Origin of the sequence: Rhizobium sp. ARZ01 (assembly GCF_014851675.1) — a bacterium.
Taxonomy (GTDB): Bacteria; Pseudomonadota; Alphaproteobacteria; order Rhizobiales; family Rhizobiaceae; genus Mycoplana.
In genome coordinates, this window is sequence record NZ_JACVAE010000001.1 from 500,576 (window position 1) to 519,692 (window position 19,117).

The following is a 19,117-nucleotide window of genomic DNA, read 5'->3' on the forward strand; positions in this document are numbered from 1 at the left end:
ATCGCTTTGAAACAGGCTTTTTTACCTTTTTCGGCCCCTTTCGGGCGGGCCATGTTTAATCTTTTCTAAGCCGCCGGTGCGATTCTACAGGCAGATAAAAGAACGAAAGACGGCAGGGTATTGCGTGCGTTTTCTGAATGACATCGCTGACAGAATGGCAGCCACCGCGGCAGCTGTTACGGGTGACGTGCGCACCTCGGGCGACGATGCCCGCACGCCCGCCCGCCTGCGCGCGATCTTTCTGACCGCGCTTGTCGCGGCCCCGGTCCTGCCGCTCGCACTGTCGATGATCCTGCCGCTTTCCTCGGCCCTGCCGGCAGGCGCAGCTCTTGCTGCTGCCGGCGGTCTCCTTGCGACAGCGACGTCCTCGGCGTTGGGTCGCCATGGGGCCAGGCAGAGCGCGGTTATGGCCGCAAATGCAGTTCCGGAGCCGTCCGCCACTGCCTGCTATGACCTCTTTGCCGGCCTCGTTACCCTGCACGATCCGCGCGGCTATGTCACCGCCGTCCACGGCCGTGAACGCGAAGCGATGCTGGCTGGCATGCGCGATCCGCTTGCGCGCGGGTTCATCGACCAGATTCACGTTTCCGACCGGCTCGGCTTCCTGCAGGCGATCGACCGCCTGCGTCAGGGCGAAAGTCAGGTGAGCGTCGACCTTCGGCTCGAGCAGCGCAGGAAGACTGCGGATGGCGAGCAGTTCTTGCACGTGCGCACCGACATGACGGCGATCCGCGACACGGCCGGCTTGCTGGCCTCGATCGTCGCCCAGTCGCGCGACATCTCTGTTGAGGCCGGTCTGCGCAGCGTCAGCGCGCGCAAGGCTGCGGAAGCGGAGTCCGCCAACGACGCTAAAACCCGCTTCCTCGCCGCCGTCAGCCACGAGCTGCGCACGCCGCTCAATGCGATCCTCGGCTTCTCCGACATCCTTGCCGGCGAGTACTTCGGCAAGCTGGAGAACGACCGCCAGCGCGAATATGTCGCCCTGATCCATCAGTCGGGCGGGCATTTGCTCTCCGTCGTCAACACGATGCTGGATGTCAGCAAGATCGAAGCCGGCCGCTACGAGCTGGTATTCGAACCGTTTGCTGTTGCTGAAAGCGTTCGCACCTGCGAGCAGATGCTGGCGCTGCAGGCTCGCCAGAAGGGCGTGCAACTGACCAGCCGCGTGCCGCATGACGTTGGCGAGGCGATTGCCGACCAGCGCGCGCTCCAGCAGATCCTGATCAATCTTGTCGGCAACGCCGTCAAGTTCACCGACAAGGGCGGTGTCGTTACGATCGATGCGACGCGGTCGGGCCGCGATCTCGTGCTTTGCGTCAGCGATACGGGGATCGGCATTCCCACCGAAAAGCTGGACGAGGTCGGCCAGCCGTTCGTGCAGGTGCAGAACGAGTACACGCGCAAATACGAGGGGACCGGCCTCGGCCTGTCCCTGGTCAAGGGCCTCGTAGCCCTGCACGGAGGTACCTTTGCAATCCGCAGCAGCGCGGGCGAGGGGACACAGGTCACCGTGACCATTCCCGCAGATGGATCGATCGCACCTTCCGCCGGTGAGAGATGCGGTGAGGATGCCAACGCTGGGGAATTCCCGCCGCGCTTGTTTTCCCGCGGCCGGAACAATGCCATACCGATGCGAATGACGGAGGGATCATTCACCGAAGGTGATGAGGAAAGGGGCCATGACGGCACGCACGCGAAAACAGCCTGAACGGGGCGGCGGCCGTAGTCGCAACGCTGGCAAGCGGCAGGCCGCGGAACCCGGCATCCTCCAGCGCTCCATTCTTGCGCTCGGCGCGTTCGCCGCGCGGCATCCGTCTGTCATCGGCGGTGGCGCGGCCTTCGCCGTCGTCTTTTCCTTCGTTGCCGCCAACGCGCTCTGGTATCAGCCCGGCGGCCACCCCTCGCCGATCATGAAGACCCGCTCGGCGCAGAATTCACTTGGTTTTTCGGCGCTGCGCCAGCCGCCGAGCGATGTCACGACGTTCCTTATCGAGCGCGAGGGCGAACAGGGGCAGGATGCAGCGTCATCGCAAGGCGCGCAGCCTTCGGAACTCGTTCTCGAGTTGCAGACCGAACTGGCGCGGCAGGGTTTCTACGCCGGCGCTACCGACGGGTACATGCGCGAAGCCACGATGGCCGCGATCCGTCGCTTCCAGGAGGAGCGCGGCCTTACCGTCACCGGCGCTCCAGACGAGAAACTGCTTGCCGAACTGCATGGCGATACGCCGGCCCAGGTTGCCGTCCTGCCGACGGAGCGGCCGCTGCCGGGCGGCAATGCGTCCGACATGGGCACCGATGTCGATCCGGTCGCTGCCGCCATCCGGGCCGCCGAAGGCAACACGGCCTTAGCGCCCCCGGCGCCGATCCCCGCCCCGGCGAGCGGGCTCGTCATGAAGATCCAGAAGGGCTTGAGCAACATCGCCTATGCTGACATCGCCGTGGACGGTGTCGCTGGCGAAAAGACCCGCCAGGCCATCCGCGCCTTCGAGAAGCACTACCGTCTGCCGGCGACCGGAGAGCCGAACGAACTGGTGCTCAGCAAGCTGAAGGAAATCGGCGCACTCTGAGCCGGCGCAGTGAGGCGCTTACTACCATCCCGCCCGGTTTGGCCGCGTTTTCGACCAAAGTTGTAAGACCTCGCCGCTTCCGCTTCGAAAGGAAGCGTTAACCATACGGCCGCATTCTTTTCCCGGCTTACGGGAGGAAAGCGTGAGTTCAGCAATTACGACCACAGAGACTATCGAAGACCTGTTCGATTCGGGCGAGGGGGACGCACAGCCGTTGCGCGGCGTGATCGCGAAGCTCGCGGGCGAAGCGTCCCGGCTGGGTGTTCATCTCGTCGACATTGCGGGGGCAATTCAGGACACGGCGAACCAGTCGGCGGCGCACGCGGCGCATTTTGCCCGGTTGACCCGCTCGGCGGAAGCAGTCGCCGCCGCCAATGGGGAGGTTGCGCGCACCCTCGGGGAGACTGACAAGCTTGCCGCCAATGCCCGAACCCTGATTGGCGAGCAGGCGCTGCAACTCGATGGATCCATTCAGGCCATCGATCAGATGGTGACCGCCTCGAACGAGATCGGCAGCGAAATATCCGCCGTTGCCGGTGCGCTGTCCGATGTTGGCAAGCTTGCCGACGCGATCGGCACGATTGCACGCCAGACCAATTTGCTGGCGCTCAACGCGGCAATCGAGGCGGCAAGGGCGGGTGACGCCGGAAAGGGCTTTGCCGTCGTCGCAGCCGAAGTGCGCGCGCTATCCTTGCAGACCTCGCAAACGACCGCGTCGATCCAGTCGACGCTGCAGGAACTGACCCACCGTATCGACCGGCTCGTCGCCGCCGGCGAGGGGGCCCGGTTGTCGGCCGAGGGGGTGCGAACCACCGCGGCCGGCGTGAAAGGATCGTTCGCCGAGGTCGGCGGCGTCATGGCGCAGATCCTCGATGGGGCATCGGCGCTTGCCGCGACGACGGGGGACGTCGACCAACAATGCGCGGATCTGGCGCAGACGCTGTCGACCGTGTCTTCTGAAATTCTCAAATCCGACAAGACGCTCCAAGCGACCTCGGGCCGGGTCAACGATGTCGTCGCGATCTCCGAGCGCATCATCCAGGCGACCGCGAATGCCGGCATCGAGACGCCGGACAGTCCCTTCATCCGCAAGGTTCAGGCGTTGGCTGGCGAGATCTCCGGCCGCCTCGAAGCGGCGGTTCGTTCCGGGGCGATTGGCATGGATGCGCTCTTCGATCGGCGCTATCGGCCGATTCCGGGAACGGATCCGGTCCAATACCTGACGAGCAATAGCGAACTCATGGATCGTGTCTTGCCCGATCTTCAGGAGCCGGTGCTGCTGATGGATCAGCGCGTCGTTTTCTGCGCCGCTGTCGACGAGGGCGGCTACCTGCCGACGCATAATCGCAAGTTCTCCGAGCCGCAGCGCCCCGGAGACGCCGCCTGGAATACTGCAAACTGTCGCAACCGGCGGATATTCGACGACCGTGTCGGGCTCGGTGCCGGCCGCAGCAAGGAGCCGTTCCTTGTCCAGACCTACCGCCGCGACATGGGTGGCGGACAGTTTGTGCTGATGAAGGACATATCCGCACCGATCACGGTCAACGGCAGGCATTGGGGCGGATTGCGCCTGGCAATCCGCGTCTGAGAAATCGGGGCGCAGGGCTACACAGGGGGTGCGGGTTGCCTCTCGGCCCGCCTGCCGGTATTGAGCCTGATGCGCCTGAAATCCGAAATCTTTGCCTCTGCCCTCGTCCGCAACGTCTTCGCGCGCGGCGAATTCGGCGCGATCGAGCGGAAGGGGGCTACCGAGGGCGGTGCGGTCTTCGTCCGCCAGTCCTTTCGCGACGGGACGGAAACGCTCTATGCGCCGGCGCCGCAGAGCTTCTTCGACAGCGATGATAGCGGCAAGCGGCTGTTCGAGCTCCGGCTTGATCGACAGCCCTCCGCTACGATTTCCGAAGCGCTTGATCGCGAGATCCGGTTTGATCCCGATTTGTGGGTTGTGGCGCTGGAGACAGACGAGATCGGCGACCTGATCGAACAGGGACAGCCCGAACGCCACGATCCCTTGTTTCGCCGGTAACAACGCCCAGCCGACCGATTGTGGGATAACGGCTCCAGAATTGCCGAGCCCTACCGGAGATCGTGATGTTTGTCGTTCTGCCTGCCTTCGCCGTATTGATTGCGAGCATGTTCGTCGGAATGATGCTCGCCGCTGTGCGGGCCGATCTGCGAGAGGGGTCGGTTGGTCGCTGAGCACGCCTGCTCGCTATCCCGTTTGCTTTCGATTGGACTCTGGGCGCGCGCGTCGGATGCGCTTAGATCGCCGTCCGCCGCAGCCCCGCGACGGAAGAGTCATCGACATCGCGCTCTGCGGCGACGGTGTTGGCGGCTGCGCGCGGCAGGCCTTGGTGGGTGTATGCGTCAGCTCGGCGCCAGCTTTCGACGCGCTCGAGGCAGGACGCCTGCTCGAGATCCGCAAGCAGCATGGCGGCGCGCGTCCCCGTCGCGCCGGCCTCGGCAAGGTGCGGATAAAGACGGCCGAGAACGAAAGTGCAGTCCGAAATCGGTGTGGCGAGCGCTATGAGCGTCGTTGCGAGCTGCTGGCCGGAGATGTCGAGCAGGATGCGCTCGCTGAGCCATTGGCTTGAACCAAGTGCATCGGCAAGCGCCACCGAAAGCATCCCCGTCTCGCCGGCACGCGCGAAACGGACGACCAGGACCAGGTGAATGTCCGTGATGGGTATGAGCGGGGCGAGCCCGGTTTGCTTTGGCATCAGCGCGCGCGCCAACGCCTTGATTTCCTCGCGCAACGCCTCTTCCCGCTGCTGGCCTCCGGCGGCCGGGGCGTCGGCGCTTTCGAAAGCGCCGCGGCTGCGATGATCCTGATGTTGCGCGACCAGGCTTTCGACCATCTTGGGCGAGAGATTGTCGCGCCGTTCGATGGCGCGCACGTGCGCCGGCGACGCGCCGCGCAGGATCGCAATCAGCGTGGCCTCGCTGATCGCTTGCGAGCGGGTCAGGAAGATGGCCGCGATTGCGATGGGCTGGCGGGCAATGAACAGAGCCGTTGCTTCCGGCACGGTGGCGCATTGCGAAAGGGCGGCGACCGCCTGCCGACGAGCCTCGTCGCTGGAGGCGAGGTAGGTTGCAAGGAACAGTTCGTGGAATTGTTTCAGGTCGGAGCGGGTGGGGCGCGCGAGACTTTCGAAGCCGGAAACGGTCGCCATCAGGACGATGTCCTTGGGCCGCCCCGACTGCGGTCTTTCAAGTTCGCGAAATCTGTCCCCCACGACCTACCACTCTACGCGAATGCAGCACTTGCCCGGTGCACAGCATGCCATCCTACGGCTTTCGGATAGGCAGGAGTGCGGCGGGTTAGCGGTTCGAATGGAACCACAGCCGCTTGAAACTCATGATTGCTAACAAGTAGACGAAAAGAATTAGCAAGATGTTAACCGTATTGCCGCTACGATTCGAACGTGGGAAGGGCATGGGCAAACTCAAATCACATGCTATGCTCCCCGCATGCGAACGTTGCTTCGTGCAGTTGCCGACGCAGCGGCGCACCAAGGCAAGGTGCAATGTACCGGATGCCCTTGGACGGTGAGGGTGAACTTTCTTTCCCGCTTCGGGAAACCATCTACCCCCTACTACCGTTCCAGGTTCGATAGCGGCAGTTGATGTTCTGCGCCGCGATCGAAGACGGATCTGGTGGCACTGGGCCCGTAGGACGGGCAGGGTGAAATATGTGCAGTCCTTCATCCGTCTCGATTCTTGTTAAGGAGGCGAGAATGGCAGACGTGGTACGCTTGCAGGAACGACTGTCGCGCACTCCCAGACGCAACAAGGTCTGGCACGAGGCGCCCGCAGCCGTATTGCTGTTCACCGGTGTGCGTTACGAGCGGCTGACCCCCGCCATGATCGCGGCAAAGACACGTGCCGCGCGGAGAAATTTGGCGGATATCGGTAACGACGCCCGACGGTGAGCGCAGCTCCGTTCCGAACTATCAAGCCCTGGATCTCCCCTAGAGGTGCGTTGGGCGAACAGGACTAGTTGCCGCTTCGCGCTAACAATCCCTCAGTCGACGATATCGCCATCGTGTAGAGAACGCGAAGTCGACGGATCATCCGGGCGACGACACCCCTGATCAGCGAAGCGGCCACCTTCGCATCCCCAGAGCCCCGGCTTTCCCGCCGGGGCTTTGTCGTTCGTGCCGTATGTTTGCCGCGCTGTTACCTGAGAAACAGCCTCACTCCTCACGCGAGCTATGGTCCCGCCGTACCAATTAGGAGAGAGCACCAGCATGACAGCGACCCAACTTCCCGTATCCGGCACCAGCGAAATTGATGCGACTGCCACGCAGGGCCAGTGGCTGTTGGCACAGGGATCGACACTTCTCGTGCAAAACACGGCGATCAATGCATCGGGGGCGGGACAGAGCAGGGTAATACAGATCGACGGCCAGGTTATGGGGCATCTCGGCGTCCGGCTTGGCTCCTTCGGCGATATCACGTCGGCGACCGGCAATAGAGTCATGGTCGGGGAGACTGGTTCGATCGTCACCGGCGACGTCGGCATCTGGACCTACGCGAATGGAACCCAGCTGACGATCCATGGCAGGATCGATGCCGGCTCCTACGGAATCCTGGGCAATGGCGACGGCACGCACGTCGTCAACACCGGCACGCTTTCGGGCAGGGGGGGAGCAATCCTGGTTTTCGGCAACGCCGTGACCGTTTCCAATGCAGGCCTGGTCACGAGCGTCGATGGTAATGGTGTGTGGCTGAATGGCGTAGACTCGACCCTGATCAACAGTGGAACGATCGAGAGTTGGAGCGCTTCGGCCGTCGGCGTCGGGGGCAATGGCACAAGCGTCGCGAACTCCGGCCTGATCACTTCACGCTTCAACACCGTGCAGATATTCTCAGGGACCGGTGAGACTGCCGAACTCCACAATTCCGGCGTGATAAGAGCGCACGGCGTGAATTTCGTAGCCCTTCTCGGCGGCGCCGGTGCGGACACCATCTTCAACACGGGCCGTATCGAGGGGGGCGTGCAGCTCGGCGGGGGCAATGACCTCTATGACGGTCGCGGTGGAGAGATCACCGGCACGGTTTCCGGCAGCACAGGCGATGACACCTACATCGTCGACGATGCGTCGATCGTGCTTGTGGAGCAATTGAACGGCGGGATCGACACGGTCCGTTCGACCGTTTCCTTCGCGCTCGATGACCACCTCGAACAACTGACGCTGATCGGCGCCGACGACACGCGCGCTATCGGCAACGCGCTCGCCAACACACTGGTCGGCAATGCCGGCGACAACCGTCTCGATGGCGAAGAGGGACATGACGTGCTTGAGGGTGGGCGCGGTGCCGACCGGTTGAACGGCGGTGACGGGATCGATACGGCAAGCTATGCCCGTTCCGCTTCGCGCGTCGTGATCGACCTGGTGAAGGGAGCGGCAAGCGGCGGCGAGGCCACGGGCGACACCTTCTCTTCGATCGAGAGCCTCAAGGGCTCGGCCTATCACGACATTCTGACAGGATCCGCCGGCGCCAATACGCTGTCTGGCGAAGCGGGAAATGACCTGCTTGAGGGCCGGGCCGGGGCGGACAAGCTTGTCGGCGGTGATGGTGTCGATACGGCAAGCTACGCCGCATCCGCCGCACGCGTCGTGATCGACCTGACAAGGGGGACGGCGAGCGGCGGCGAGGCCGCGGGTGACAAGTTCGACTCGATCGAGAACCTCAAGGGCTCGGCTTATCACGACATTCTGACGGGGTCCGCCGGCGCCAACACGCTGTCTGGTGAAAAGGGCAATGACCTGCTTGAGGGCCGGGCCGGCGCCGACAAGCTTGTCGGCGGTGACGGTGTCGATACGGCAAGCTACGCCGCATCCGCCGCACGCGTCGTGATCGACCTGGCGAAGGGTACGGCAAGCGGTGGGGATGCGGCGGGCGACACCTTCTCCTCGATCGAGAACGTGAAAGGTTCGTCCTACCACGACATCCTGATAGGGGCCGTCGGCGCTAACACGCTTGATGGTGCGGCCGGCCACGACAGGCTTTCCGGTAGTGCCGGCGCAGATCGGCTTATTGGCGGAACGGGTAACGACACGCTTACCGGTGGTGCCGACAAGGACGTGTTCGTCTTCAAGACTGGCTACCAGGCGGACCGGATCACCGACTTCACCAACGGCGGGGACAAGATCGACCTCTCCGGCTTTGCCGCGGTGACGAGCTTCGCCGATCTGAAGGCGAACCATGCCGTCCAGTCCGGCAGCGCCGTGGTCATCGCTTTCGGCACCGATAAGCTGACGATCGACAACTTCACGCTCGCCAAGATGGATGCGTCCGACTTTCTGCTGTGAAGGCGGGGGATGGTCTGAAGTGCGTTGCGATCCTAGACCGCTGCTCACTTTCGGGAGACATGCTAGGTGTTTCGGAAGTGAGCGCAGGTTTTGGCCGTCGTCACTCGGCGCTGTCCTCGATCGGCTCGCAGCCGGCATTACCGAGGAAGGACCGGGCCGCTTCGTCCATCGTCGCGGTCGGTACGAAGGTGCGTAGCACCGCGTAGCCGTCCTCGTCGGTCATTTCGACGAGGATCGACCGGGAGAGATCATCCGGCAGGGCTTTGCGGATTGCGTTCAACTGGATCGGCGTTGCCACGACGACGTCGAGCGCTCTGCTGACTGCGGTGCGATCGTTCATGCTGAACACCTCGTTTGCCGAACTGTCAAACAATCCGATCGACCAGAAGGGGACGCCGGCCGGTGCGAACAGCCGCACGGGGTGTTCGGCAATCGAGAATGCGCAGACAGCAATCCGCAGGCCCGGATCGTCGTTGATCGGACCATTGCCCGGCATCGGCTCGTTGCGCAGAGGATAAAAGTGCTGCGGCTCGCCGAGCTCGGCAATCCGCGTATAGGCGTCGTTGCCCGTGAAACCTGGGACCGCCAGGATGATCAGGATATGAAGCGCTGCTGCGCCGAGGAGACCGATAAGGACTGCAAAAAGGACGCTACGCATCGGCGCATCCGGTCTGGTTGACCACCGGCATGGCTAGGTCGATCACACCGGAGCTGCCGGCCGTCGGCGTATCGAGCAGCGTCAGTACCAGGCGGAACGGCTGGCCCGGTGCAATTGCCAGCCAGTTGCCAGGTTGCGCTTGCGCGGCCACGTGGATGACGAAATTGCTGTCGGCGCCCCGCAGAACCGTCCAGGAATTGAGTCCGGAAGGCAGATTGCGGTCGAGGGAGAGCGGCTTTCCATCCTGGGTGGTCGCATGCAGCGTCCAGAAGCGGGCAGGAGGCGTCAGGCCGATGACGTCGTAGGCACAGCGCCCGGAAAGCGTGCGCCCGCTGTTGTCATGCGACGCGCGGAACACCAACCCCTCAGCGCTACCGAAGAGCAGCGCCCCGTCCCGCGCGCGGTGCGCCTTGGCATAGGGATCGGCACTATTCGTCTGGGCTTTGGGAAAGGCATTCCACGGGCCGAGCGCGATCGAGCCAAACCCGATCGTCGCTTTCAACGCCCAGACGACCGAGAGCGTGCCGAGGCCGAAGGTGATGGCAAGGGCCAGCGCGACAAGGAGGGGAATTCGGAACAAATGGGCCTACCGGTTGGACATGCGACAATGTTCGTGCGCACGGCCGGGGATGGTCCCGATGCGCGGCAATTGGCAGAACCTTGCATGATTCCGCATCAAAATCGATTCCCATCTCGGTTGCAGAGACAGGTCTGCGCTCGAAAACGATGTCGATGGGACCGGTGCTCCGACCTTCAGCGCGAGACTCAATGTCGCCTTAGGTGACGAGAGCAATGATGCCCTCACAGCGCCGCCACTCGGCCGCTGGCGGAAAGCGGCTTGGCATCCTTGAGGTCCTTGGCAATCGACCGCAGGAGCCGCGTCGTGCCAACGGACAGCGAGCGCGGGCGGATGAGCGGGGGAAGGGCATCTTCCGCAGCCGCCGTCCCGGTCGAGGCCGTCTCCGTTTTCGGTGTTGCGCCGGGCAGGGGGTTCTCGATACCCGGAATTGGCCGCAGCTCTATGCCCTGGTGGGCATAGTCCATCAGGCGCTTGAACGTCATCGCCGGCAGCGAGCCGCCGGTCATGTTGTTGGTTGAGGTATAGTCGTCGTTGCCGAACCAGACGGCTGCCGTGTAGTTGCCGGTGAAGCCGACGAACCAGGCGTCGCGGTAGGCTTGGGTGGTGCCCGTCTTGCCGCCGGTGACGATGCCGCCGTCAAGCGCGGCCTTGCGCGCCGTGCCGTTCACCGGAATGTTGACGAGCATCCGGTTCATATTGGCATTGGCGGTTTCGGAAAGCACCCGGCCGGCCGGCTGTTCGTCGCGATCGAAGTCGTAAAGAATGTCACCGCCGTAATTGAGAATCTGGGTGATGCCGTGACGGCGTGACTGCGCGCCGCCGGCCGGGAAGACCGCATAGGCGGTCGCCTGGTCGAGAACGGTCAGTTCCGAGGTGCCGAGCGGCATCGTCTTGTCAGTGCGCAGCGGCGTCTCCACCCCCATCGCCTTGGCGGTCTGGGCGATCACCTCCGTACCGAGGAAGTCCTTGGCCAGGCGCACCGGAACGGTGTTGATCGATTTGGCGATCGCCGTCATGAGCGTCACCTTGCCGGAATAGCTGCGACCATAGTTCTGCGGCGACCAGCCGCGCCAGGTGATCGGTGCATCGACGATGGTCGATTCCGGCGTCTTGCCCTTCTCCATTGCGGCTGCAAACGTGTAGACCTTGAAGGACGAGCCCGGCTGGCGCAGCGCCTTGGTGGCGCGGTTGAACTGGCTTTCGCCATAGTCGCGCCCGCCCACCATGGCGCGCACGGCGCCACCATTCTCGACCATGACAAGCGCACCCTGCTTGACGTGGAAGCTCTCGCCATATTGGCGCAGCCCCGTCTCGACCGCCTCTTCGGCCGCGGCCTGCAGGCCCGTGTCGATGGTGGTGCGTACGATGAGCGAGTGCTGTGCAAAGGGACGGGCAATGCGCTGAACTTCGTCGAAGGCCCAGTCGAGAAAGAAGTCCGGCGCCGTCTTCTCTTCCCGGTCGATGATGCTTGCCGGATTGCGGCGGGCGGCGATCACCTGGCCCTCCGACATCAATCCGCCCTGGACAAGGTTGGTCAGGACCTCGTTGGCGCGAGCGCGGGCAGCGGGCAGGTTGACATGTGGGGCGTAACGCGCCGGCGCCTTGAACAGGCCGGCCAGCATGGCGGCTTCGGCGAGGTCCACATCGGTGATGTCCTTGCCGAAATAGAACTGCGAAGCGGCGGCCACGCCGAAGGTGCCGCCGCCCATATAGGCGCGGTCGAGATAGAAGCGCAGGATCTCCTTCTTGGAGAGGTTCGCCTCCAGCCAGAGAGCCAGGAACGCCTCCTTGATCTTGCGTTCGAGGGTGCGCTCATTGTTGAGAAACAGGTTCTTGGCAAGCTGCTGGGTCAGCGTCGAGCCGCCCTGCACCACGCCGCCGGCGCGTGCATTTTCCGTCATGGCGCGGGCAAGGCCGAGGAAATCGATGCCGAAATGCTCGAAGAACCGCCGGTCCTCGGTTGCCAGAACCGCCTTGATGAGGTGGTCGGGTAACTCGTCGATCGGCACGGAATCCTCGTGGATGATGCCGCGATGGCCGATCTCGTTGCCGTAGCGATCGAGGAAGGTGACGGCAAAATCGCCCTTGTTGCGCCAGTCTCCCTTCGTCTCTTCGAAGGCGGGAAGTGCAAGGGCGAGAAGCAGGATGAAGCCTGCCGTCCCGAGGTTCATGCCTTCGCCGATGAGCTCGAAAAAGACGCGCTTCCAGCCTTTGAAGATGAAGCGGCGAAAGAAGATGGTGATCTCCTCCCACCATTCGGCGAGACGGAAGCCGGCGTTCCAGATGGTGGAATCGATCCAGGAGTCGATCCGCAGCAGAATATGGCGTCTGCGGCGGCGCGGTTTTTCCTCTGGCGACGGATCCTGCAAGGCTTCATCCTCATGCGCGCGGCGAAACTCGCCGGGTCCTGCGTAACGATATCAGGCAATCGTCACGGATAAAACAACATGGTTTCCGAACCGTTTCCGGCTCCAATCCGTGCGCGATGGCTGCAATCGGCCGAAGGAGCTCAATCACTCATTGAGGAAAGGCCGGATTGCGGCGGGACGCATTGCTTTTGCTTGACCTTTCAGGCGGTTGGGTCCACTGGACAGGCATGAGCGCGACGAACGAGATGAAGAAGGCTCCGCTGGCCGATTGCGATGTCGGCAACGAGCGGCCGTTCTGGCAGACCAAGACGCTGGCCGAGATGACGGATGGCGAATGGGAGAGCCTTTGCGACGGTTGCGGTCTCTGTTGTCTCAACAAGCTGGAGGACTGGGATACCGGCGAGGTGGTCTGGACCTCGATCCGCTGCCAGTTGCTCGATGACCACAGCTGTCGGTGCAAGGACTACGAGAACCGCCAGGCGACGGTGCCTGACTGCATCCGCCTGACGGTGAAGTCGGTCGACGAGATTAGCTGGCTGCCGCCCACCTGCGCCTACCGCCTGATCCGCGATGGCGAGGACCTCTACTGGTGGCACTACCTCGTCTCCGGCGATCCGGAAACGGTGCACCAGGCCGGCATCTCCGCCCGCGGCCGCACGGTCAGCGAGGAGGGGATCGAAGTGGAGGATTACGAGGACTATCTCGTGACCTGGCCGCTGGAAGTGGGCAAGGCGAGAAACCGCTGACGTCGTCGCTGTTCACGCGACTGATCACGCAGAATTCATCGCCTGATTGCGTTTTGACATGTTCGGGCCATAGACCAGACATGTCCGGCTCCTAGCTTTGTCCTCGCAGGGAACAAATTCCAAGGAGAAACAGAACGATGACTGACGTTATCCCACCCCGTTCCAAGAAAATTCGGAAGGGACTCGTGCTGACCCTGGCACTGCCGTTGGCGGTCGCAACAGGGCTCGCCGCATTGGCCCAGGACACCGAGCGGCCGACACAACCCGGCATGATGCAACCCGGCATGATGCAGTCCGGCATGGAGGCTGGCATGCATGGCGAGCGTGACGGTGACCGGATGGACCGTGGCTACCATCATGGGGACCACGGGCGCGATCGCGACCGTGGTCCCCGCCGCTGGCAGGCGGGCATCCTCGGCGAGCGGCTGGCAATTCGCCTTGCCGCAGCTGAAACGGCGGCCGGCATCAAGGTGGGGCAACTCGATGCCTGGCGGACCTTCACCGCCGCCTTCGTCGATTTCGCCACGCCGATGCCGCTGCGCGGTGGCATGATGATGGACGATGAACCCGCGATGACGGAAAGTGAGGCGGCGGAAGTTGCTCCGGGCAGCGAAGAGGCTCAGACGCCGCCGGCTGCCGATCAGCAGCCCGCAGGTACGGATCGCGCCGACCGGGGCGGCTTCGACATGCTCGATCGCATGATCGCACGCGTGGAAAATCGCGCGCAAAAGGCCGAAAAGCTGAAAGCCGCAAAGTCGGCGCTGGAAGGCGTTCTCGAGCCCGGCCAGAAGGAGACGATCGCACGCTTCCTGATGCCCCCGCGCCGTTTCGGCGGGCGCGATTGAGCCAGCTCAGCTTACGTTCACCGCTTGGTGCCATTCCGGCGCGCTCACCAAAGGCGCGCCGGAATGGAACGCAACGTCCTTACCCGTTGACGTCGCTCTGCCTTCCGCGCTAGCCCAGGGATGCGGATGGACTGTCGGCGGGATTGCGGATGACAAGCAGGGAAAGCTTCAAGGCGCGGCTGAAGCAGGCCGAGCAGCTTCGGGAGGCGGGACGTTTCGACGAGGCTCTTCACGTCCTCGACGCGGTCGAGGCCGATCCCGGCAACCAGGCTCTCGGTCCCTTGACCATTCTCGGTCTGCCGCGCAAGCTGCATTCGGCCTACCTGAAAATTGCCAAACGCCAGAACGACCCGATCCGGCGCATCGGTTACCAGCACACGCTGGTTCCGCCGCCGGAGCTTCTGGCGCGCTACGGAAAGTTCTCATCGACCGAGCGGGCTGCGCTGGCCGAAGCGGGCCGGCAGCCGGTGCCGCGCATCATTCATCAGGTGTGGATCGGCGCTGCTGACGTGCCGACGGCGACCAGAGCCTGGACGGAGTACGCCGCGCGGCACGGCTATGAATATCGGCTGTGGCGCGAGGCGGATCTTGCGGCCGCCGGCATGGACCGGGACCCTGTCTTTGCGGCGATGCGTGAAGCTGGCGACCTGCCGGGTGCCGTAGACGTTGTGCGTTACGCTATTCTCGACCGCTTCGGCGGCATCTATCTGGACTGCGACTGGTATCCGGCGCGGCGCGACGTCGCCTTCCACGACGTCATGCCGCTCATCGGCCTCACGGCGTTGGCGGAGAAGACCCCGCGCGATATGGGTTCCGGGAGCCTGCTCTTGACCAATTCCCTCATCGCCGCCCCGCCGGGGCACCCGGTTTTCCGGCGCATTCTCGATGCGCTCCCCGGTGCCGCGGCCGCCTTGCCCGACGCGCCGGCCTGGTGGGCGACCGGCCCGCTGCTCTTCACCGTCGTCTGCCGCGGCGGTGCGGTGACGATTGCAGACGCGGCGCTGGTTGCCGGCGAGGTGGCGCGGCGTGCGCCAATCGAGGACGTTGTTGAACTTTGCGAGAAGGCCGGGCAGGAGGGTGGCGGGCTGCTGATCGCCTGGAAGCCGTGGTAGGCGCATGCGAGCGCCGATCAGTCCCAAGAGAAAGCACAACGTTTACTGCAGGGACCTTTGACATGCACGGCGAAGTGGGCCTAGCGTCGCGGCATGTACGTCCTGAAGCCCGGTATCAAAAGAAATCCTGAGAAGCGCTGGGCGCTGCCCGACCGGATCTTCTTTGGCTACGGCGCTTGCCACATTCTCGCCGGCGTATTCCTCGAGCGTCCGCCTCTTGCGGGGTTCTACGCCGAACACATCGTCCCGGACGAGGGATATCCGGGCGCCCACATCTATGTGACGGACGGCACGATCGCCTTCGACTATCACAGCTATTGCGGGCGGGATCGGCTGTTGGAACATCACAGCAAAGGGTGGATTCGCCTACATGAAGGATGGAGCTGCGAGATCAGGAAAGTGGACTACCGCTTGCTCGATACGGATGAACTAAATCAGCGCAAGATGTTGGGGCCAGATCAGTTCCTGCACGATCCTATCCCACGCGCGCGCCGTTTCATCGATCGGATAAACCACGCCGAAGTTACAGCCAGAGCGCTGGAGAGGCTGCGAGTGCACGCGCCCGCATCACTTGCCGAGCGCGCAGGCTTTCTCGTCCCGCAGCACATCGATGCAGTCCGGTGATCGGCGGAAATCGTCGTAGTAGAGCGTCCACTCGCCTTCACCCGCGGCGCGGTAGGGGCCGAACTTGAAGTATTGGTTCTCGCCCAATCCACGGTCGTTGTGGCCGATATAGCCCTTCGCCGTGACAACAGGTTTGCCGTTGGCAAAGATCTCGATGTGCCCGGTCCCGTCCGGACCGGGTTTTGAATAGATGGCAAAATCGATCCATCCGGAGGAGGGCTCCGGTAGCGGGTTGCCGTGGTGGGTCTGGACGAGCTTTTCCGTGCAGCTTGGAAACCCCTTACCGTCCTCAGCGGTCCAGGACGCGTCATACGCAATGAGCGAACGCATCTGGTTGGTCTCTGGCCGGAGCCACACAGGCGTGCTGCCGGCAGGGCAGGAGGGGACGCCGTCCTTCATTTGGGCCTCGGTGCCGTCCTGATAATTGCTCTCGATCGTGGCAAAGAGCTTGCCGTTGTCGAGCCGCAGCGCGAGGAACGGGCTGAAATCGCCCTCCGCGTCCGGGCCGATCTCGCGTTTCCACTGGGCGATCAGATAGCGGTGATCGTCCTGCGGGATCGGATCGGCGAACAGGACGGAGAAGCCGAACCACACACCCTTGTCGTAGGGCACGCGCAGCGCGGTCTTCTCCCAGATTTCCGCCCGTTCGCTGCAGCCTTCACTCTCCGCGTCACAGAGCGGCCGGATGCTGAGTTTCAAGGCACCGGCGCCTTCGCGCTTCACCTCGCTCTGGAACGTTACCGTCCCGGCCTTCTGCTCGGCGTTCTCCCGATAGTAGAGCCCGCCGGCCTCGGAGAAGTCCGCGCCGTCGAAGCCATCATAGAGCTTTGGTTGCGCCCCGTCCTCGGCGGAGGAAGAGGCCGGTGCGGCAAGCAGGGCAAGGGCGACGAAAGCGGTGCGGGCGAACGGCAGCATGGCGGGCATTCGAGAAGGTCCTCCTTGATGTCGCCCGCGACACTAGCGCATATTTGTTTTGCTGCGTATCAATTTTGCGGGAAGATCCGCGCCTGTTTTCAAGGCGTTATGCCTGCCCGGATGCCGAGTCATTTCCAAATCGCGCGCCGATGCGCTAAGACGCTCGCTGATGAAAATTGCCTTCTACTCTCCGCTGAAATCGCCGAACCACCCGGTTCCCTCGGGCGACCGCCTCATGGCGCGGCTTCTGATCGAGGCGCTTGCGCCTGCCGGCCACACGGTGACCATCGCCTCGGAACTGCGGACCTTCTCATCCGATCCGGCCGGAAGCGGGCGGGCGGACATCGAACGCGAGGCGACTGCAGAGGTCGACCGGCTTACAAAACTCTGGAGCGTCGAAGGCGCCCCCGATGCGTGGTTTTGTTATCACCCTTACTACAAGGCACCCGACCTGATCGGCCCGGAACTCGCCCGCAGGTTCGGACTTGCTTACCTCACTGCCGAGGCGTCCTATTCGCGACGGCGCAACCAGGGGATTTGGGCGGACAACCAGGCGCGCCTAATCGAGACAGTGCGTGCGGCAGCCGTGAACATCTGCTTCACTCGCCGTGACCGCGACGGCCTCGTCGAAGGCGCGCCGGAGGGGCGATATGTGCTCCTGCAACCGTTCATCGATCGGACGCCGTTTCTCTCCGAAGCACCGCGTCCCCGGGCCGGCCGGCTTGCCGCCGTGGCGATGATGCGTCCCGGTGACAAGATGGAGAGCTACCGGATGTTGGCAGCGGCACTGGAACGCCTGTCGCATCTCCCTTGGGCGCTGTCCGTCGTCGGCGACGGACCGCTGCGTGAGGAGGTGGAGGCCCTGTTCGCCACCATGCCGCCCGGCCGCATCGTCTGGCACGGCCAGCGTGGCACGCAGGAGATCGCAGAAATCCTGCGCCAATCCTCGATCTATGCCTGGCCGGGCACTGGCGAAGCCTATGGGCTCGCCTATCTGGAGGCGCAGGCGGCCGGTCTGCCGGTCGTGGCACAAGCGGTCGCCGGGGTGCCGGAGGTCGTGCGGCACGGTGTGACGGGGCTGTTGACGTCGGCCGGCGACATCGCAGCCTATGCCGAAGCGCTCGAACGGTTGCTGACCGACGGTGCCGAACGCGACCGCATGGCAGACGCTGCGCGCCGCTTCGTGATCGAAGAATGCTCGATCGAACGCGCGGCGCAGCAACTGGATGAGATCCTGCGCAAGCATCTGGGAGCCGATCATGTGTGATGATGCAACCTGGAAGCCGCTTCTGGACGAACTAGGTCGGTGGCAGCGGGCGGGGCGGGTCGCAACGCTATGGCTGCGCGACGACGACGCGGTCGAGCCGACAGCGGCCCTCGAGCGCCTGTTGACGCTGACAGCCCTTCACGTCGTCCCGACAACGCTTGCCGTTATCCCCGCCTTCACCGGCGAGGCGCTGGCGCACCGGCTTCACCCTGCCGCGCAGGTCGAGGTCGCGGTGCATGGATGGTCGCACGAGAACTTCGCTCCCGTTGGGGAAAAGAAGCAGGAACTGGGCGCCCATCGCCCGGCGGACGCCGTTCTCGCCTCACTGGAAGAGGGAGTTGCGCATCTGCGACACCTCCACGGGCCACGCTTCGTGCCCGTGCTGGTACCGCCCTGGAACCGGATCGATCCGAAGCTGATCCCGTGGCTCGGCGGGATCGGCTACAGCGCGCTCTCAGTATTCGGTCCGGAAAGGGACTTGGGGTTGCCGGCGATCAATACGCATGTCGATGTGATGGATTGGCGGGGAACGCGCGGCGGACGGGATACCGGCGATCTGGTCGCGGAAATGGTGGCGCGCTTGCGGGTAATGGAAACGGGCGGCGGTACGCTCGGCTTGCTCACCCATCATCTCGTCCACGACGAAGCGGTGTGGATTTTCTTGGAAGCTTTGTTCGAACGGACGGCTCGCCATCCCGCCTGCAGATGGACTAAGCTGTCGACCATAGTCGCCGGTCTAAGAGTGCTGAAAACCCAGCAATCGTCGTAAACAGCTTCCCCCGTCCCCCCGGACTTGATCCGGGGTCCAGTAGCGCCGCGTCTGCGGCGCGAAACAGTCTTTTGCGCTCAAGGACTTGAGCGCGCTGGATGCCGGATCACGTCCGGCATGACGGACTAGTTTTATGCTGCTGAAAGAACGAGCAGCGGATCGCAAAGCAATAAGTCGGGACGTGCAACGAGATCGGCCGTGATAGAACTGTTTGAACTGTGGACGGCGCGAATGAGAAGAGTGAGGGGGGTATTGCATCTCAATGCGAACGCCGTCCCTTGCGTTCCTCCGTGCACGACTCGCTGCGACCGATATCCTGTGCTTGATTTCAGTTCATTCCATCAA

Annotated in this window: 16 protein-coding genes and 1 pseudogene; 12 read left to right on the top strand and 5 right to left on the bottom strand. The window is 63.6% G+C overall.

Annotated features, from left to right (window positions below):
* Window positions 1-124: 124 nt before the first annotated feature.
* The 4 genes from IB238_RS02400 (at window position 125) to IB238_RS02415 (ending at window position 4,593) form a co-directional block, all read left to right on the top strand.
* On the top strand, window positions 125-1,708 hold the full coding sequence (locus tag IB238_RS02400; RefSeq protein ID WP_348648190.1) for a HAMP domain-containing sensor histidine kinase: 1,584 nt from the start codon (window positions 125-127) through the stop codon (window positions 1,706-1,708).
* Window positions 1,680-2,567 (top strand): peptidoglycan-binding domain-containing protein, encoded by an 888-nt coding sequence (locus IB238_RS02405; protein WP_192243230.1) that lies wholly within the window; start codon window positions 1,680-1,682, stop codon window positions 2,565-2,567. Before IB238_RS02400 ends, IB238_RS02405 begins: the two co-directional genes overlap by 29 nt.
* Before the next feature lie 142 nt (window positions 2,568-2,709).
* On the top strand, window positions 2,710-4,155 hold the full coding sequence (locus tag IB238_RS02410) for a methyl-accepting chemotaxis protein (protein WP_348648191.1): 1,446 nt from the start codon (window positions 2,710-2,712) through the stop codon (window positions 4,153-4,155).
* Between the two features lie 69 nt (window positions 4,156-4,224).
* Window positions 4,225-4,593 (top strand): DUF1491 family protein, encoded by a 369-nt coding sequence (locus tag IB238_RS02415; protein ID WP_192243232.1) that lies wholly within the window; start codon window positions 4,225-4,227, stop codon window positions 4,591-4,593.
* Window positions 4,594-4,828: 235 nt separating this feature from the next.
* Here the strand turns inward: IB238_RS02415 and IB238_RS02420 are convergent, their stop codons facing one another.
* The gene (locus IB238_RS02420; protein ID WP_192243234.1) at window positions 4,829-5,740 is read right to left on the bottom strand and encodes a hypothetical protein; all 912 of its coding nucleotides are present in this window, start codon (window positions 5,738-5,740) and stop codon (window positions 4,829-4,831) included.
* A gap of 564 nt (window positions 5,741-6,304) precedes the next feature.
* Between IB238_RS02420 and IB238_RS02425 the strand changes: the two genes are divergently transcribed.
* A complete protein-coding gene (locus tag IB238_RS02425) occupies window positions 6,305-6,499 on the top strand; it encodes a hypothetical protein (RefSeq protein WP_192247835.1) in 195 nt (64 codons plus the stop codon).
* A gap of 318 nt (window positions 6,500-6,817) precedes the next feature.
* Window positions 6,818-8,887 carry a calcium-binding protein gene (locus IB238_RS02430; protein ID WP_192243236.1) on the top strand — a complete coding sequence of 690 codons (2,070 nt, stop codon included), beginning with the start codon at window positions 6,818-6,820 and terminating at the stop codon, window positions 8,885-8,887.
* A gap of 100 nt (window positions 8,888-8,987) precedes the next feature.
* Here IB238_RS02430 and IB238_RS02435 read toward each other — a convergent pair whose 3' ends face one another.
* The 3 genes and pseudogenes from IB238_RS02435 to IB238_RS02445 form a co-directional block, all read right to left on the bottom strand.
* Window positions 8,988-9,545 carry a DUF1254 domain-containing protein gene (locus IB238_RS02435; RefSeq protein ID WP_192243238.1) on the bottom strand — a complete coding sequence of 186 codons (558 nt, stop codon included), beginning with the start codon at window positions 9,543-9,545 and terminating at the stop codon, window positions 8,988-8,990.
* On the bottom strand, window positions 9,538-10,125 hold the full coding sequence (locus IB238_RS02440) for a DUF1214 domain-containing protein (RefSeq protein ID WP_192243240.1): 588 nt from the start codon (window positions 10,123-10,125) through the stop codon (window positions 9,538-9,540). The genes IB238_RS02435 and IB238_RS02440 overlap by 8 nt, the downstream gene beginning before the upstream one ends.
* 275 nt (window positions 10,126-10,400) lie before the next feature.
* Window positions 10,401-12,494: pseudogene (locus tag IB238_RS02445) on the bottom strand (transglycosylase domain-containing protein); the annotation flags it as partial.
* Between the two features lie 245 nt (window positions 12,495-12,739).
* Here IB238_RS02445 and IB238_RS02450 point away from each other — a divergent pair.
* The 4 genes from IB238_RS02450 to IB238_RS02465 all read left to right on the top strand — a co-directional run bounded on the left by IB238_RS02450 (window position 12,740) and on the right by IB238_RS02465 (window position 15,821).
* Window positions 12,740-13,240 (top strand): YcgN family cysteine cluster protein, encoded by a 501-nt coding sequence (locus IB238_RS02450; RefSeq protein ID WP_192247291.1) that lies wholly within the window; start codon window positions 12,740-12,742, stop codon window positions 13,238-13,240.
* A 137-nt stretch (window positions 13,241-13,377) separates the two neighbouring features.
* Entirely contained in the window at window positions 13,378-14,085 is a 708-nt protein-coding gene (locus IB238_RS02455) for a hypothetical protein (protein ID WP_192243244.1), read from the top strand.
* A gap of 149 nt (window positions 14,086-14,234) precedes the next feature.
* Entirely contained in the window at window positions 14,235-15,197 is a 963-nt protein-coding gene (locus tag IB238_RS02460) for a glycosyltransferase (protein ID WP_192243246.1), read from the top strand.
* 93 nt (window positions 15,198-15,290) lie between these two features.
* On the top strand, window positions 15,291-15,821 hold the full coding sequence (locus tag IB238_RS02465) for a hypothetical protein (protein ID WP_246723465.1): 531 nt from the start codon (window positions 15,291-15,293) through the stop codon (window positions 15,819-15,821).
* Here IB238_RS02465 and IB238_RS02470 read toward each other — a convergent pair.
* Window positions 15,765-16,736 (bottom strand): polysaccharide lyase, encoded by a 972-nt coding sequence (locus IB238_RS02470; protein ID WP_192247293.1) that lies wholly within the window; start codon window positions 16,734-16,736, stop codon window positions 15,765-15,767. The two genes, IB238_RS02465 and IB238_RS02470, sit on opposite strands and share 57 nt — an antisense overlap.
* A gap of 169 nt (window positions 16,737-16,905) precedes the next feature.
* Here IB238_RS02470 and IB238_RS02475 point away from each other — a divergent pair, with 169 nt between their 5' ends.
* Together IB238_RS02475 and IB238_RS02480 are read left to right on the top strand one after the other, a co-directional pair.
* Window positions 16,906-18,003, top strand: coding sequence for a glycosyltransferase family 4 protein (locus IB238_RS02475; RefSeq protein ID WP_192243248.1), 1,098 nt, complete (start codon window positions 16,906-16,908; stop codon window positions 18,001-18,003).
* The gene (locus tag IB238_RS02480) at window positions 17,996-18,772 is read left to right on the top strand and encodes a polysaccharide deacetylase family protein (protein ID WP_192243250.1); all 777 of its coding nucleotides are present in this window, start codon (window positions 17,996-17,998) and stop codon (window positions 18,770-18,772) included. Before IB238_RS02475 ends, IB238_RS02480 begins: the two co-directional genes overlap by 8 nt.
* The last annotated feature ends 345 nt before the right edge of the window (window positions 18,773-19,117 follow it).